Origin of the sequence: Pseudomonas gebzensis (assembly GCF_034427815.1) — a bacterium.
In the GTDB taxonomy this organism is placed as follows: domain Bacteria; phylum Pseudomonadota; class Gammaproteobacteria; order Pseudomonadales; family Pseudomonadaceae; genus Aquipseudomonas.
Window position 1 is genome coordinate 321,972 of record NZ_JAXQNS010000004.1, and the last position, 14,546, is coordinate 336,517.

Here is a 14,546-nt window from a genome sequence, read left to right on the forward strand (position 1 = left end):
CTCCCTAGAAGAAACTCAGCCCCACGTGGAACAGTTTTTCCACGTCACGAATGTGTTTTTTATCCACAACGAACAGAATCACATGGTCGCCGCTTTCGATCACCGTCACGTCATGGGCGATCAGTACGTGCTCGGCGCGGATGATGGCGCCGATGGTGGTACCCGGTGGTAGCGAAATCTCGGCAATCGCTTTGCCCACCACCTTGCTCGACTTGGCATCGCCATGGGCCACGGCTTCGATGGCTTCCGCCGCGCCACGGCGCAGGGAGTGGACGCTGACGATATCGCCGCGGCGCACATGCGCCAGCAGCGTGCCGATGGTGGCGAGTTGCGGGCTGATGGCGATGTCGATGTCGCCGCCCTGTACCAGGTCGACATAGGCCGGGTTGTTGATCAGCGTCATCACCTTGCGCGCGCCCAGACGCTTGGCCAGCAAGGACGACATGATGTTGGCCTCGTCGTCGTTGGTCAGGGCCAGGAACACATCGGCCTGGGCGATGTTTTCTTCGAGCATCAAGTCTCGGTCAGAGGCGCTGCCCTGCAGCACCACGGTGCTCTCCAGGGTGTCCGACAGGTGCCGGCAGCGGGCCGGATTCACCTCGATGATCTTCACCTGGTAGCGGCTCTCGATGGCCTCGGCCAGGCGCTCGCCGATCTGCCCGCCGCCCGCGATCACTACCCGCTTGTAGCTCTCATCGATTTGCCGCAGCTCGCCCATCACGGCGCGGATATCGCGTTTGGCGGCGATGAAGAAGACTTCGTCGTCGGCCTCGATGACCGTATCGCCTTGCGGCTTGATCGGGCGGTCGCGGCGAAAGATCGCGGCCACGCGAGTGTCGACATTGGGCATGTGCGCGCGAATCTGGCGCAGTTGCTGGCCCACCAGTGGGCCGCCGTAGTAGGCCTTGACCGCCACCAGTTGCGCCTTGCCGCCGGCGAAGTCGATCACCTGCAGCGCGCCGGGCTGCTCGATCAGGCGCTTGATGTAGTTGGTCACCACCTGCTCGGGGCTGATCAGTACATCGACGGGGATCGCCTCGTTGTCGAACAGCTCGGTGCGCGTCAGGTACGCCGCCTCACGCACGCGGGCGATCTTGGTCGGGGTGTGGAACAGGGTATAGGCGACCTGGCAGGCGACCATGTTGGTTTCGTCGCTGTTGGTCACCGCCACGAGCATGTCGGCGTCCTCCGCACCGGCCTGACGCAGCACCGTGGGCAGCGAGCCTCGCCCTTGGATGGTGCGGATGTCGAGGCGATCGCCGAGATCGCGCAGGCGCTCGGCATCGGTGTCGACCACGGTGATGTCATTCGCTTCGCTGGCCAGGTTTTCCGCGAGGGTGCCGCCCACCTGACCGGCGCCGAGGATGATGATCTTCATCGGCTGGTTCTGCCTTTTGTGGTTATCCGCGTGAGGCGGCGATCTTGATCAGTTTGGCGTAGTAGAAACCGTCATGGCCGCCTTCCTGGGCCAGCAACTGGCGACCGTGGGGCTGGCGCAGGCCGGCCTCGGTCGCCAGGTCCAGCTCGCGCGCACCGGGGGTGCGGGCAAGGAACGCGGCGATCACCTCGGTATTTTCGGTCGGCAGGCTGGAACAGGTGGCGTAGAGCAGCATGCCGCCAACGTCCAGGGTAGGCCAGAGGGCGTCGAGCAGTTCGCCTTGCAGGCTGGCCAGTGCGGGGATGTCCTCGGGCTGGCGGGTCAGCTTGATGTCGGGGTGGCGACGAATCACGCCAGTGGCCGAGCATGGCGCGTCGAGCAGGATGCGCTGGAACGGCGTGCCGTCCCACCAGCTGGTGGTGTCGCGGGCATCGCAGGCGATCAGTTGCGCATCGAGCTGCAGCCGGTCGAGGTTCTCGCGAACACGGACGAGGCGTTTGGCTTCCAGGTCGATAGCGACCATCTGCGCCAGGCCCGGCTCGGCTTCGAGCAGGTGGCAGGTCTTGCCGCCCGGCGCGCAGCAGGCGTCCAGCACGCGCTGAGCCGGGGCCAGGTCGAGCAGGTCGGCAGACAGCTGCGCCGCTTCGTCCTGCACGCTGATCCAGCCTTCGGCGAAGCCCGGCAGGCTGCGCACGTCGCATGGCGCATCCAGCACGATGCCATCGCGGCTGTAGCGACAGGCGCTGGCGCCCGTGCCCGCCTCGGCAAGCAACGCCAGGTAGGCGTCGCGCGCATGATGACGGCGGTTGACCCGCAGGATCATCGGCGGATGGGCATTGTTGGCCGCGCAGATGGCTTCCCACTGTTCAGGCCAGAAAGCCTTGAGCGACTTTTGCAGCCAGCGCGGGTGGGCGGTGCGTGCGACTGGATCGCGTTGCAGGCTGGCCAACAGGTCCGCACCCTCACGCTGCGCGCGGCGCAGGACGGCGTTGAGCAGGCCTTTGGCCCAAGGCTTTTTCAGTTTTTCAGCGCAGCCGACGGTTTCTCCCAGCGCGGCATGGGCGGGAATCCGGGTGTAGAACAGCTGGTACAGGCCGACCAGCAGCAGCGCCTGAACATCGGCATCGGCCGCCTTGAACGGCTTTTGCAGCAAGTGCGCGGCGAGCAAGTCCAGGCGCGGCTGCCAGCGGGCGGTGCCGAAGGCGAGGTCCTGGGTCAGGCCGCGGTCGCGCTCCTCGACCTTGTCCAGTTGCGCCGGCAAGGCGCTGTTGAGCGAGGCTTTGCCGCTGAGCACGGCAGCGAGGGCGCGGGCGGCAGCCAAACGTGGATTCATTGGCCCAGCACCTTGCCGTCAGCGAATTTCTCGCGGCGGCTATTGAACAGGTCACTGAAGGCAAGCGCCTTGCCGCCAGGCAGTTGCAGGCGGGTCAGGCTCAGGGCCTGGTCACCGCAGGCGACCAGCAGGCCATCTTTGCTGGCCGACAGAATCTGCCCTGGGGCGCCTTGGCCTTCCTTGACGCTGGCCGCCAGTACCTTCACGGTCTCGCCGTCGAGCGTGCTGTGGCACACCGGCCACGGGTTGAAGGCGCGCACCAGGCGTTCCAGTTCCACAGCCGGCTGGCCCCAGTCGAGGCGCGCTTCGTCCTTGTTGAGCTTGTGCGCGTAGGTGGCCAATGCATCGTCTTGCACCTCGCCCTGCAGCGAGCCGTCGGCGAGACCGGCGATGGCCTGGATAACGGCGGGCGGGCCCATGTGCGCCAGACGGTCGTGCAGGCTGCCGCCGGTGTCGTCGGCGCTGATGGGCGTGACGACCTTGAGCAGCATGGGACCTGTGTCCAGACCTGCCTCCATGCGCATCACGGTCACGCCGCTCTGCGCATCGCCTGCTTGCACGGCCCGTTGAATCGGCGCTGCACCGCGCCAGCGTGGCAGCAACGAGGCATGGCTGTTGATGCAGCCCAGGCGCGGGATATCCAGCACCGCCTGGGGCAGGATCAGGCCGTAGGCCACCACCACCATGAGGTCGGGTTCGAGAGCGGCGAGCTCGGCCTGGGCATCGGCATTGCGCAAGGTGGGCGGCTGCAAGACCGGGATGTCATGGGCCATGGCCAGTTGCTTGACCGGGCTGGGCATGAGCTTCTGGCCGCGACCGGCCGGGCGGTCCGGCTGGGTATAGACGGCCACCACCTGGTAGGGGCTGTCGAGCAGGGCCTTGAGGTGTTCGGCGGCAAACTCTGGGGTGCCCGCAAAGACAATGCGCATCACGTTCTCGCTTCGGAAAAGAAGAAGGCTTGCCGCAGCAAGCCTTCTGGAAGGTAGGGGTCAGGCCTGCTGGCGGTGCTGCTTTTCCAGCTTCTTCTTGATTCGGTCGCGTTTGAGCTGCGACAGGTAGTCGACGAACAGCTTGCCATTGAGGTGGTCCAGCTCGTGCTGGATGCACACCGCCAGAAGCCCTTCGGCTTCGAGCTCGTACGGCTGGCCGTCGCGGTCCTGCGCCTTGATGCGCACACGCATCGGGCGATCGACGTTCTCGTAGAAGCCGGGCACCGACAGGCAGCCTTCCTGGTACTGGCCCATGTCGTGGGTCAGCTCTTCGACCTCTGGGTTGATGAAGACGCGCGGTTCGCTGCGGTCCTCGCTCAGGTCCATCACCACCAGGCGCAGGTGCACGTCGACCTGGGAGGCAGCAAGACCGATACCCGGCGCTTCGTACATGGTTTCAAACATGTCATCGATCAGCTGGCGCAGGGCGTCGTCGAACGCCGTCACCGGTTTGGCGATGGTGCGCAGGCGCGGGTCCGGAAATTCGAGGATGTTCAAAATGGCCATAGGGTCAGGCAGTCACTGTGCGTTCGGTTGAAAACTGGACACACATAATAAAGGGAATCAGCCGATTCATCACCTGGCAAAGGTCGGCTAGGGTTTCAACGGTCATTTTCCTGCCTGTTTGATAGACAGGTTTTCAAAGTATTATCAACAGAGTTATCCACAGGTTGTGCAACCTGCCGGAGCCGCTCTGGATCAAGGATGATCGTTCATGTCGACTGACGTTTACCCCACCTGCCCGCCTGCTGAACTGGAGGCGCGCCTGCGCCTGCACAGCCTGCCCGAGATCGGCCCACGCCGCTTCCAAACGCTGCTCGCAGCCTTTGGCAAGGCCAGCTCGGCGCTTGCTGCGCCTGCCTCGGCCTGGCGCTCATTGGGCGTTCCAGCGGCCAGCAGCGATGCCCGGCGCAGCCCTGAGGTGCGCATCGCTGCCACTGCCGCAATGGCCTGGCTAGAGCGTCCGGCCCAGCATTTGCTGATGTGGGACGACCCTCGTTACCCCGCCTTGCTGGCGCAAATCCCCGACGCCCCACCGTTGTTGTTCGTGGCGGGTGACCCCAGCCTGATGGAGACGCCGCAATTGGCCCTGGTCGGCAGCCGGCGTGCAACGCCACCGGCGCTGGACACCGCGGCGGCGTTTTCACGCTGCCTGGCCAAGGCCGGTTTCACCATCACCAGTGGCCTGGCGCTGGGTATCGATGGCGCCGCCCACCGCGCGGCAATGGACGCTGGCGGCCGCACGATTGCGGTACTCGGCAGCGGCCTGCAAAAACTTTATCCACAGCGCCACCGCGAGCTCGCCCGGCAGATAGCCGAACGCGGTTGTGCAGTGGTTTCCGACTATCCGCTCGATGCAGGACCGATGCCGGCGAACTTCCCGCGGCGCAACCGCATCATCAGCGGGTTGTCGCTGGGCGTACTGGTGGTCGAGGCGGGGCTGGCCAGTGGTTCATTGATCACCGCGCGGCTTGCCGCTGAGCAGGGCCGCGAGGTGTATGCCATCCCGGGATCGATTCACCATCCGGGGTCCAAGGGTTGTCATCAGTTGATCCGCGATGGCGCGTTGCTGGTCGAGAACGTTCAACAGATTCTCGATACCTTGCGCGGCTGGCAGAACCTGCCGCCAGCGCCAGCGCCAGCGCCTGCCGCAGCCGCAACTGCGGCAGCGGCGGATCCGCTGCTGATGCTGCTGCACGCCGCCCCGCTCACCAGCGAAGGCCTGGCGCTGAGCAGCGGTCGGGCGCTGAGCGAGGTATTGGCCAGCCTCAGCGAACTTGAGATCGATGGCAAAGTCAGCTGTGAAGCCGGCCGTTGGTTTGCACGCTCCGGCTAAGTAAACTGCGCCTGGGCCTTGAATGCGGAGAAACAGCAAATGGTGAGCAGTTGGCGTGTGCAACAAGCCGCACGTGAGATTCGCGCGGGGGCGGTGATTGCTTATCCGACCGAAGCGGTCTGGGGCCTGGGCTGCGACCCCTGGGACGAGGACGCCGTGCATCGCCTGTTGGCACTCAAGTCACGGCCCCTGCACAAGGGCTTGATTCTGGTCGCCGACAACATCCGCCAGTTCGACTTCCTGTTCGAGGATTTTCCCGAAGAGTGGATCGACCGTATGAGCGCCACCTGGCCCGGGCCCAATACCTGGCTGGTGCCGCATCAGGACCTGCTGCCCGAATGGGTGACCGGTGAGCATGACAGCGTCGCCCTGCGCGTCAGCGATCATCCCCAGGTGCGTGAGCTGTGTGCGTTGGTCGGCCCGCTGATCTCGACCTCAGCCAACCCGGGCGGGCGCCCGGCGGCCAAGACCCGGTTGCGTGTGGAGCAGTATTTCCATGGGCAGCTGGATCATGTGCTGGGCGGCGCCTTGGGCGGGCGCAAGAACCCCAGCGTGATTCGTGACCTGATCACGGGTGAGGTGGTGCGCCCGGGCTGACAGCGGCTGCTTGCAGGGCTGGCCAACCGGCCGTTCCTGCAGGCGACCGGTACACCCCCGAATCAGGGCAGCAACACCGTAGACCCCATGGTGCGCCGCGCCGACAGCTCGGCCTGCGCCTTGGCCGCATCGCGCAATGCGAACCGCTGCTGGACGTCCATTTTCACCTTGCCGCTGGCAATCATGGCGAACAGATCGTCGGCCATGGCCTGGGTGTTTTCCGGGGTGTTGGCATAGGTCGCCAAGGTCGGCCGTGTGACATACAACGAGCCCTTCTGCGACAGGATGCCAAGGTTCACGCCGCTGACCGCGCCGGAGGCATTGCCGAAACTGACCATCAGCCCACGCGGCTGCAGGCAGTCGAGCGAGGTCAGCCAGGTATCGGCGCCTACCCCGTCGTACACCACCGGCACCTTTTGCCCATCGGTCAGTTCCAGTACGCGCTTGGCCACGTCTTCGCGGCTGTAGTCGATGGTTTCCCAGGCGCCCAGCGCCTTGGCCCGTTCGGCCTTCTCGGCGCTGCTCACGGTACCGATCACCTTCGCACCCAGCGCTGCCGCCCATTGGCAGGCCAGGGAGCCCACGCCTCCAGCAGCGGCGTGGAACAGAATCACCTCGCCCGGCTTCACGGCGTAGGTCTGCTTGAGCAGGTATTGCACGGTGAGGCCCTTGAGCATCACCGCAGCGGCCTGCTCGAAACTGATGGCGTCCGGCAGCTTGACCAGATTGGCTTCAGGCAAGGTGTGCAGTTCGCTGTAGGCACCCAACGGGCCAGAGGCGTAGGCCACGCGATCGCCCACCTTGAAGCGGGTGACGCCCTCGCCCACCGCCTCGACCACGCCCGCACCTTCGGTGCCCAGCCCGGAGGGCAGAGAGGGCGGCGCATACAGGCCGCTACGGAAATAGGTGTCGATGAAATTCAGGCCAATGGCGTGATTGTGCACACGGACCTGCTGCGCGGCCGGTGGCGCGGGGTCGAATTCGACCCATTGCAGGACCTCGGGGCCGCCGTGCTGGCTGAACTGGATTCGCTGGGCCATCGTTCACTCCGGTAGACAGTGGGGTGGAAAAAAGTGGGTACGGACACGGCCTCTATCGGACGCCTTTGCTTGATGCCCGTCAACTGCGACGCGTCCTGGCCCGGTGGTATGCTACCCGGCGAATTTTTTCCTCCCCTTCCAGGTGATCCAATGTCCAGCCGTACCGAGGCCGTGAAGGCCTACCTGCTCGATCTGCAAGACCGCATCTGTTCTGCCCTGGAGCGTGAAGACGGCCAAGCCCGCTTCGTCGAAGACGCCTGGGTGCGTGAAGCAGGCGGTGGCGGGCGCACGCGGGTAATCGGCGACGGCATGGTCATCGAGAAGGGCGGTGTGAATTTCTCCCACGTGTTCGGTACAGGCCTGCCGCCTTCGGCCAGCGCCCATCGACCAGAGCTGGCCGGGCGCGGTTTCGAGGCGTTGGGTGTGTCATTGGTGATCCACCCACACAGCCCGCACGTGCCCACTTCCCACGCCAACGTGCGCTTTTTCATCGCCGAAAAAGAAGGTGAGGAAGCGGTCTGGTGGTTTGGTGGCGGTTTTGACCTGACCCCGTACTACGGCCACGAAGAAGACTGCATCCACTGGCACCGCGTGGCCGAGCAGGCCTGTGCGCCCTTTGGCGCCGACGTCTACCCGCGCTACAAGGCCTGGTGCGACCGCTACTTCCATCTCAAGCACCGTGGCGAGCCGCGCGGCATTGGCGGGTTGTTCTTCGACGACCTCAACGAATGGGGCTTCGACACCTGCTTCGCTTTCATTCGCGCCATCGGTGATGCCTACGTCGAGGCCTACCTGCCGATCGTGCAGCGCCGCAAGCACCTGCCCTTCACGGCCGAGCAGCGGGCATTCCAGGAGTTCCGTCGTGGCCGCTATGTGGAATTCAACCTGGTGTATGACCGCGGCACGTTGTTCGGCCTGCAATCGGGCGGGCGTACCGAGTCGATCCTCATGTCGCTGCCGCCGCAGGTACGCTGGGGCTATGACTGGAAACCTGCGCCAGGCAGTGAAGAGGCGCGCCTGACCGACTACTTCCTGCAAGACCGCGACTGGCTGGCCGAGCCAACCTGTGGATAACCGAGGAGCCCCACCCATGGACCAATACGTCGTTTTCGGTAACCCCATCGGCCACAGCAAGTCGCCGCTGATCCAACGCCTGTTCGCTGCGCAGACCGGTGAAGCGCTTGCCTACACCACGCTGTTGGCGCCGCTCGACGAATTCACCGACTGCGCGCTGGGCTTCTTCAAGCTGGGCCAGGGTGCCAACGTGACCGTGCCGTTCAAGGAAGAGGCGTATCGCCTGTGCGACAGCCTCAGCGCCCGCGCCCAGCGTGCGGGTGCGGTGAATACCTTGAGCAAGCTCGATGACGGCAGCCTACGCGGCGACAACACCGACGGCGCGGGCCTGGTACGTGACCTCACGCTCAACGCCGGGCTCGACCTGACCGGCAAGCGCATCCTCATTCTTGGTGCCGGCGGCGCGGTGCGCGGCGTGCTGGAGCCGATCCTGGCACTGCGCCCGCAATCGCTGGTGGTGGCCAACCGCACCGTGGCCAAGGCCGAGCAACTGGCCCATGAATTCGCTGACCTGGGGCCGATCGTGGCCAGCGACTTTGCCGGGTTGCTGGAGCCTGTGGACCTGATCATCAATGCCACCTCCGCGAGCCTGGCCGGCGAGCTGCCGCCGCTGGCCGACAGCCTGGTCGAACCGGGGCGCACGGTCTGCTACGACATGATGTACGGCAAGGCGCCGACGCCGTTCTGCCTGTGGGCCGAACGCCTCGGCGCCGGCAAGGCGCTCGACGGCTTGGGCATGCTGGTGGAGCAGGCGGCGGAAGCGTTCTACGTATGGCGCGGCGTGCGGCCGCAGACTGGGCCGGTGCTGGACGAGCTGCGTCGGCAACTGGCTTGCGACTGAAGACCCGTGGGTGATGCCCGATCCGTTCAGTCCTTGAACACGACCGGGCAGGCCGCGGCGCCTTCAAGCTTTTGCAACTCTTCGATCACCTGCACCGGCGCCCTCAGCAGCGTCAGGCTGCCGCCGGCGCGTTGCAGGCGGCGGGCCTCGCGGTGCAGCATGTCCACGCCGGAATAGTCGATGAAGTTGATCTGCCGGGCATCGATCACCACATGCGGGCCCTGGCAGCGCTGCAAGCGCACCTGCAGGTAATGGGCGGCGCCGAAGAAGATCGAGCCACCCACGCGCAACAGGTCGACATCGCCGTCGCGGCTCTGCAGCAGGCGGGGCCGCGAGGTGCGCTTGAGGTAGAAGAACAGCGACGCCAGCACCCCTGCATAGATCGCCGTCTGCAGCTCCAGCAGCAGGGTGGCGGCGGCGGTCAGCAGCATCACCAGAAACTCCGACCGGCTGACTCGGAACAGCGCCCGCACGGCGCGGTGGTCGATCAGGCCCCAGCAGATCAGCAGAATGCTGCCAGCCATGGCCGGGATGGGCAGGTGGGCGATCAGCCCAGCGCCCACCAAGGCAAACACGCCCACCCACAACGCCGAACACACCCCGGCCATCGGCGAGCGCGCTCCGGCATCAAGATTGAGCCCCGAGCGGGTGAAGGAGCCGGCAGACAGGTAGCCCGAAAAAAATGCGCCGACCATGTTCGACACGCCCTGCCCGCGAATTTCCTGATCCGCGTCGATCAGTTGCTCGGAGCGCGCCGACAGCGAGCGGGCTATCGACAGGCTGGTGACCAAGCCCAGCATGCCCACCGCCACGGCGCTGGGCAGCAGGCGCAGGATCAGTTCGATGTCCAGCAGCGGCAGCGGGCTGAGCGGCGGTAACTGGCCAGTGAACGCCGGCACGCGTGGCACCTGGCCAAACAGGCTCGGCAGCAGCCAGGCCACCAGGCTGACGGTCACCAGGCTGATCAGCAAACCCGGCCAACGCGGGCGCAACAGTTTTATCCACAGGCCGATCAGCACAGTGGCCAGCCCAAGCGTCACAGACGGCACGTCCACCTCACCGGCATGGCTGAGCAACGTCTGCAGCGATTTCAGTGCGGTGGCCTCGCTCGGCAGGTCGAGGCCCAGCAGGTTCGGCAACTGGCCCAACGCGATGACCACGGCCGCGCCCAAGGTGAAGCCCAGCACCACCGACTGGGAGACGAAGTTGACCACGCTGCCGAAACGCAACAAGCCCAGCAGCCACTGGAACACCCCGGCGAGGAAGGTCAGCAATAGCACCAAGGTGACGTAATCGTCGCTGCCACTGAGCGCCAGCGGGCTGATGCTGGCGTACAGCACGATGGAAATGGCGGCAGTCGGGCCGCAGATCAGGTGCCACGATGAGCCCCACAGGCAGGCGATGATGACCGGAACAATGGCGGCGTAGAGGCCGTACTCGGCCGGCAGCCCGGCGATCAGCGCATAGGCAATCGACTGCGGCAAGGCCAGGATCGCGCCGCTCAGGCCCACCAGCAGGTCCTGCCCCAGGCTGCGGCGAGACTGGTAGGGCAGCCAGGCGAGAAACGGCAGCAAGCGGGTCAGGCGGGGCATTGGCAGTCGATCCAAGGGCGAGAGGTGGTGAGGGTGAACACCCGCGCGAGCGGTGCACGTGTCGGCCTGCGTTCAGGTGGTGGAGGTGCGGGCTTGATACGGGTTCAAAGGGCGTCGGAAGCAGTGGAGCACGCCTGGCTGGAATTGTCGCCGAGGGCGCCTGACAGGCGCGCTTTGCCGAGCGTACCCCAGGCGCCCCAGGTTGAGCACCCTATCGCACTGCACAGACACCCACGCCACATCGAGCGACCCTGGTAGGTTTCTCGGCCATGGGCATCCAGCGTGGGCGGTCTGGATTGCCCACGCCCTGTCTGAACCTTGGCTCAAGACACTGCAGCAGAGCCCGCTCAAGGGCTCACAGTGCAGACCTCACCGCGCTCAGCCCGTCGCCGCCGTCTTTGCGTGTGACCCCGGCCAACCAGGCATCGAGTACGTGGGGATGCGCCTTGACCCAGGCCTTGGCGGCCTTGTCGACGCTGACCTTCTTATCCACAACCTCGGCCATGATGGCGTTCTCCATCTCCAGGGTAAAACTCAGGTTGCTCAGCAGCTTGGCCGGGTTGGGGCACTGTTTTGCGTAGTCGTTGCGCGTCAGCGTGTAGACCTGGCCTTTGCTGCCGAACCACTGTTCGCCGCCGGTGAGGTAGCGCATCTTCAGTTGCACGTTCATCGGGTGTGGGGTCCAGCCGAGGAAGGTGATGAACGTCTTGTTCTTCACCGCCTTGTTGACCTGGGTCAGCATGGCTTGCTCGCTCGATTCCACCAATGTCCATTTGCCCAGGTTGAAGTTGTTTTCGGCGATGATCTCCTTGAGCGACAGGTTGGCCGGTGAGCCGGCGCTGATGCCATAGAGCTTGTTGTCGAATTTGTCGGCGTTCTTCTGCAGGTCGGCAAAGTCCTTCACCCCCGCCTCCCACACGTAGTCCGGCACCGCCAGGGTGAACTCGGTGCCCTCCAGGTTCTGCGCCAGCCGCTGCACAGCACCGGTGTCGACGAACTTGTCGTGGAAGCCTTGCTGGGCCGGCATCCAGTTGCCGAGGAAGGCATCGACTTTGCCGTCCTTGAGCCCGCCGTAGATGATCGGCACGGCCAGTGTGTCGATCTTTACCTTGTAGCCGAGGTTTTCCAGCAGCAGGCGGGCGACGGCGTTGGTCGAGGCGATGTCGCTCCAGCCCGGGTCGGCCATTTTCACCGTGTCGCACTGGGCATCGCTGGCCGCGTGAGCAGCGGTGGCGCCTATGCCGAGGGCCAGGGCGACGAAAACTGCGGAGTATCTGCTCATGAAAGTCTCTCTGTTCAATCCAGGGGGGCGGGCTGTGGATAACGTGCCTTGCGCTCGAGGTCGTCGAGATCGATGTGGTTACGCATGTACTGCTGGCTGGCATCGACCTTGGGCTGGTGGTCCCAACTGGTCAGCTTGCCGATGGCCAGGGCCTGGCCGACCAGACGTCGACGGCGCTGGCTGGCCAGCACCTGCTGGCGCAAGGCAGGAACGTCCCAGCGCTGTTTCGCCTCGGCGATGAACGCTTGCAGCAGTACCTGGTGATCCGGGCTGTGGACAAGGTTCTCCCGCTCGTGCGGGTCGCGGTTCAGGTCAAAGAGTAGACAAGGGTCGTCCTCGCTGTAGACGAACTTGTAGTCGCCACGGCGAATCATCATCAGCGGGCCCACGGTGCCCTCGGCCATGTACTCGCCAATCACCTCGTCGTGCCCGCCCTGCCCTTGCAGGTGGCCGAGCAACGAGTGGCCGTCGAGGTGCAGGTCGGGTTCGACCCTGCCCCCGGCCAGTTCCACCAATGTGGGCAGCAAGTCGCAGGTCGACACCGAGGCTGCGACCCGCGCGGCCGGGAAATGCGTGGGCGCGTGCACCAGCAGCGGCACCCGCGCCGACATCTCGAACCAGTGCATCTTGTACCAGAGCCCGCGCTCGCCAAGCATGTCGCCGTGATCGCCGGAGAACACGATCACCGTGTCGTCGGCCAGGTTGCACTCCTGCAGGGTCTGCAAGAGCTTGCCGATGTTGTCGTCGATGTAGCTGCAGGCGCCGAAATAGGCGCGGCGGGCGTCGCGGATCTTGTGCTCGGGCAAAGGCTTGTCCCACAGGTCGTAGACCTTCAGCAGGCGTTGCGAATGCGGGTCCTGCTCGTGCTGGGCGAGGGTGTCGCGGGGCAGGGGGATGTCGACGTCCTGGTACAGGTCCCAGTAGGCCCGGGGGATGGTGTACGGGTCGTGGGGATGGGTCATCGAGACAGTCAGGCAGAAGGGCTGGCCATCGTCCTCACGCACCCGGTCGTACAGGTATTGGCGGGCCTTGAACACTACCTCTTCGTCGAAATCCAGCTGGTTGGTGCGCACGCACGGGCCGGCTTGCAGCACCGAGGCCATGTTGTGATACCAGCTCGGGCGCTCGTGCGGTGCGTCCCAGTTCACCGCCCAGCCGTAGTCGGCCGGGTAGATGTCACTGGTCAGGCGCTCTTCGTAGCCGTGCAGCTGGTCTGGGCCGCAGAAATGCATCTTGCCCGACAGCGCGGTGTGATAGCCCAGGCGGCGCAGGTAGTGGGCGTACGTGGGAATGTCGGCGGGAAAGTCGGCGGCGTTGTCGTAGGCGCCGATGCGGCTGGGCAACTGGCCACTGACGAGGGTGAAGCGCGAGGGCGCGCACAGCGGGCTGTTGCAGTACGCCGAATCGAACACCACCGCGTGCTCGGCCAGCTTGGCGAGGTGGGGCATCTTGATCGGCGACTCGGCATAGATCGGCAACAGTGGAGCTGCCATCTGGTCGGCCATGATGAACAGGATATTGGGTCGCTTCACGGTCGCCTTCCATCGTCAACGGTTATGGGGATTGCTTGCCGTCGAGCATGGAGCTGTGGATAACTGCGGTAAAGCCCATGGTGGGCAATGACTGGGATTAGCCATGCTTATGTTTGAACACTTGGCGCAGTTGTCGTTGGACACCTTGCGGGTGTTCGAAGCGGCAGCCCGTTTGCGCAGCTTCACGGCAGCGGCGCTGGCGCTGGGCACCACCCAGCCCGCCATCAGCCAGCAGATCAAGCGCCTGGAGGCGCAGCTGGACACGCGGCTGTTCGACCGGGTGTATCGCGGTATCGAGCTGACCGAAGCCGGGGCCGCGCTGTTCGAGCAGGTGCACCTCGGCTTGCAGGCCCTGGAAGAAGGCGTGGCCCAGGCCAGCGGTCGCGGGCAGCGCGAGGTGCTGCAGGTCGCCACCGACTTCGCGTTCGCTGCGTTCTGGTTGATGCCTCGTCTGCAACGGTTCCATGCGGCGTATCCCCAGGTCGATGTCAGCCTGGTGACCAGTGAGCGTGGCCAGGCCATGCTGCGGCCGGACATCGACGTCGCGGTGCTGTTTGGCGACGGGCGGCTGCACCAGGGCGAGAGCCGCTGGTTGTTCGATGAGGAGGTGTACCCGGTGTGCAACCCGCGTTTGAGCGGCGGCCGGGGGATGACTGCCGCTGCGCTGCAGCAACTGCCGTTGCTGCATCTGCGCGGTGAACAGGCCAGCCGCTGGTTCGATTGGGCGGGTCTGTTCCGCGGCTATGGCGTGACCACGCCAGCGCCGCCCGGGCAGCTGCGTTTCGACAACTACACCCTGTTGATCCAGGCCGCGATTGCCGGCCAGGGCGTGGCCATCGGCTGGCGGCATCTGGTCGATGGGCTGATCGAGCAAGGCTTGCTGTGCCGCCCGCTTGAGGGCAGCTTGCGTTCGGCGCGGGGGTACTACGTGTTGCTGCCACCGCGCAAACGGCGCAGCGCGCTGATCGAACGTTTCGTCGACTGGCTGGAGCAGGAGCGTGCGCTTCAGTGATACTGGCGTTCAGCTATCGAGTTCAGTGATTCCATTCAG

13 protein-coding genes are annotated in these 14,546 nt (G+C 65.2%); 5 read left to right on the top strand and 8 right to left on the bottom strand.

The window, feature by feature from the left end; all coding sequences use genetic code 11:
• Window positions 1–4: 4 nt before the first annotated feature.
• From trkA to def, 4 genes are read right to left on the bottom strand one after another with little or no spacing between them, the layout of a single operon-like run.
• Window positions 5–1,378 (bottom strand): Trk system potassium transporter TrkA, encoded by a 1,374-nt coding sequence (gene trkA / locus SJI00_RS10425; protein WP_322461638.1) that lies wholly within the window; start codon window positions 1,376–1,378, stop codon window positions 5–7.
• A 22-nt stretch (window positions 1,379–1,400) separates the two neighbouring features.
• Entirely contained in the window at window positions 1,401–2,711 is a 1,311-nt protein-coding gene (gene rsmB, locus SJI00_RS10430; protein WP_322461639.1) for a 16S rRNA (cytosine(967)-C(5))-methyltransferase RsmB, read from the bottom strand.
• Window positions 2,708–3,640 carry a methionyl-tRNA formyltransferase gene (gene fmt, locus SJI00_RS10435; RefSeq protein WP_322461640.1) on the bottom strand — a complete coding sequence of 311 codons (933 nt, stop codon included), beginning with the start codon at window positions 3,638–3,640 and terminating at the stop codon, window positions 2,708–2,710. The genes rsmB and fmt overlap by 4 nt, the downstream gene beginning before the upstream one ends.
• 60 nt (window positions 3,641–3,700) lie before the next feature.
• On the bottom strand, window positions 3,701–4,207 hold the full coding sequence (gene def / locus SJI00_RS10440; RefSeq protein ID WP_322461641.1) for a peptide deformylase: 507 nt from the start codon (window positions 4,205–4,207) through the stop codon (window positions 3,701–3,703).
• A 208-nt stretch (window positions 4,208–4,415) separates the two neighbouring features.
• Here def and dprA point away from each other — a divergent pair, with 208 nt between their 5' ends.
• Both dprA and tsaC read left to right on the top strand, forming a co-directional pair.
• Window positions 4,416–5,537: a DNA-processing protein DprA gene (gene dprA, locus SJI00_RS10445; RefSeq protein WP_322461642.1), complete on the top strand. Its 1,122-nt coding sequence runs from the start codon at window positions 4,416–4,418 to the stop codon at window positions 5,535–5,537.
• Window positions 5,538–5,576: 39 nt separating this feature from the next.
• Complete coding sequence (gene tsaC / locus SJI00_RS10450) at window positions 5,577–6,134, top strand: L-threonylcarbamoyladenylate synthase type 1 TsaC (protein WP_312931640.1); 558 nt, start codon at window positions 5,577–5,579, stop codon at window positions 6,132–6,134.
• A gap of 62 nt (window positions 6,135–6,196) precedes the next feature.
• Here tsaC and SJI00_RS10455 read toward each other — a convergent pair whose 3' ends face one another.
• Window positions 6,197–7,174: an NADPH:quinone reductase gene (locus SJI00_RS10455; protein WP_322461643.1), complete on the bottom strand. Its 978-nt coding sequence runs from the start codon at window positions 7,172–7,174 to the stop codon at window positions 6,197–6,199.
• Between the two features lie 150 nt (window positions 7,175–7,324).
• Between SJI00_RS10455 and hemF the strand changes: the two genes are divergently transcribed.
• Both hemF and aroE read left to right on the top strand, forming a co-directional pair.
• Entirely contained in the window at window positions 7,325–8,248 is a 924-nt protein-coding gene (gene hemF, locus SJI00_RS10460) for an oxygen-dependent coproporphyrinogen oxidase (RefSeq protein WP_322461644.1), read from the top strand.
• Window positions 8,249–8,264: 16 nt separating this feature from the next.
• A complete protein-coding gene (gene aroE, locus SJI00_RS10465) occupies window positions 8,265–9,089 on the top strand; it encodes a shikimate dehydrogenase (RefSeq protein ID WP_322461645.1) in 825 nt (274 codons plus the stop codon).
• 26 nt (window positions 9,090–9,115) lie between these two features.
• Here aroE and SJI00_RS10470 read toward each other — a convergent pair whose 3' ends face one another.
• The 3 genes from SJI00_RS10470 to betC all read right to left on the bottom strand — a co-directional run bounded on the left by SJI00_RS10470 (window position 9,116) and on the right by betC (window position 13,495).
• Window positions 9,116–10,681, bottom strand: coding sequence for a SulP family inorganic anion transporter (locus tag SJI00_RS10470; protein WP_322461646.1), 1,566 nt, complete (start codon window positions 10,679–10,681; stop codon window positions 9,116–9,118).
• Between the two features lie 355 nt (window positions 10,682–11,036).
• Window positions 11,037–11,963, bottom strand: a complete 927-nt coding sequence (gene choX / locus SJI00_RS10475) for a choline ABC transporter substrate-binding protein (protein ID WP_322461647.1) — start codon at window positions 11,961–11,963, stop codon at window positions 11,037–11,039.
• Window positions 11,964–11,977: 14 nt separating this feature from the next.
• Window positions 11,978–13,495, bottom strand: a complete 1,518-nt coding sequence (betC, locus tag SJI00_RS10480) for a choline-sulfatase (RefSeq protein WP_322461648.1) — start codon at window positions 13,493–13,495, stop codon at window positions 11,978–11,980.
• A gap of 109 nt (window positions 13,496–13,604) precedes the next feature.
• On the opposite strand from betC, the gene SJI00_RS10485 reads away from it, so the two are divergent.
• On the top strand, window positions 13,605–14,507 hold the full coding sequence (locus tag SJI00_RS10485) for a choline sulfate utilization transcriptional regulator (RefSeq protein ID WP_322461717.1): 903 nt from the start codon (window positions 13,605–13,607) through the stop codon (window positions 14,505–14,507).
• Window positions 14,508–14,546: the final 39 nt, after the last annotated feature.

Excerpts from the sequence above, each read along its gene's own strand:
- SJI00_RS10485 (WP_322461717.1), top strand. The coding sequence starts at position 13,605 with ATGTTTGAACACTTGGCGCAGTTGTCGTTGGACACCTTGCGGGTGTTC.
- trkA (WP_322461638.1), bottom strand. The coding sequence starts at position 1,378 with ATGAAGATCATCATCCTCGGCGCCGGTCAGGTGGGCGGCACCCTCGCG.
- aroE (WP_322461645.1), top strand. The coding sequence starts at position 8,265 with ATGGACCAATACGTCGTTTTCGGTAACCCCATCGGCCACAGCAAGTCG.
- rsmB (WP_322461639.1), bottom strand. The coding sequence starts at position 2,711 with ATGAATCCACGTTTGGCTGCCGCCCGCGCCCTCGCTGCCGTGCTCAGC.
- choX (WP_322461647.1), bottom strand. The coding sequence starts at position 11,963 with ATGAGCAGATACTCCGCAGTTTTCGTCGCCCTGGCCCTCGGCATAGGC.
- tsaC (WP_312931640.1), top strand. The coding sequence starts at position 5,577 with ATGGTGAGCAGTTGGCGTGTGCAACAAGCCGCACGTGAGATTCGCGCG.
- fmt (WP_322461640.1), bottom strand. The coding sequence starts at position 3,640 with ATGCGCATTGTCTTTGCGGGCACCCCAGAGTTTGCCGCCGAACACCTC.
- SJI00_RS10455 (WP_322461643.1), bottom strand. The coding sequence starts at position 7,174 with ATGGCCCAGCGAATCCAGTTCAGCCAGCACGGCGGCCCCGAGGTCCTG.
- def (WP_322461641.1), bottom strand. The coding sequence starts at position 4,207 with ATGGCCATTTTGAACATCCTCGAATTTCCGGACCCGCGCCTGCGCACC.
- dprA (WP_322461642.1), top strand. The coding sequence starts at position 4,416 with ATGTCGACTGACGTTTACCCCACCTGCCCGCCTGCTGAACTGGAGGCG.
- SJI00_RS10470 (WP_322461646.1), bottom strand. The coding sequence starts at position 10,681 with ATGCCCCGCCTGACCCGCTTGCTGCCGTTTCTCGCCTGGCTGCCCTAC.
- hemF (WP_322461644.1), top strand. The coding sequence starts at position 7,325 with ATGTCCAGCCGTACCGAGGCCGTGAAGGCCTACCTGCTCGATCTGCAA.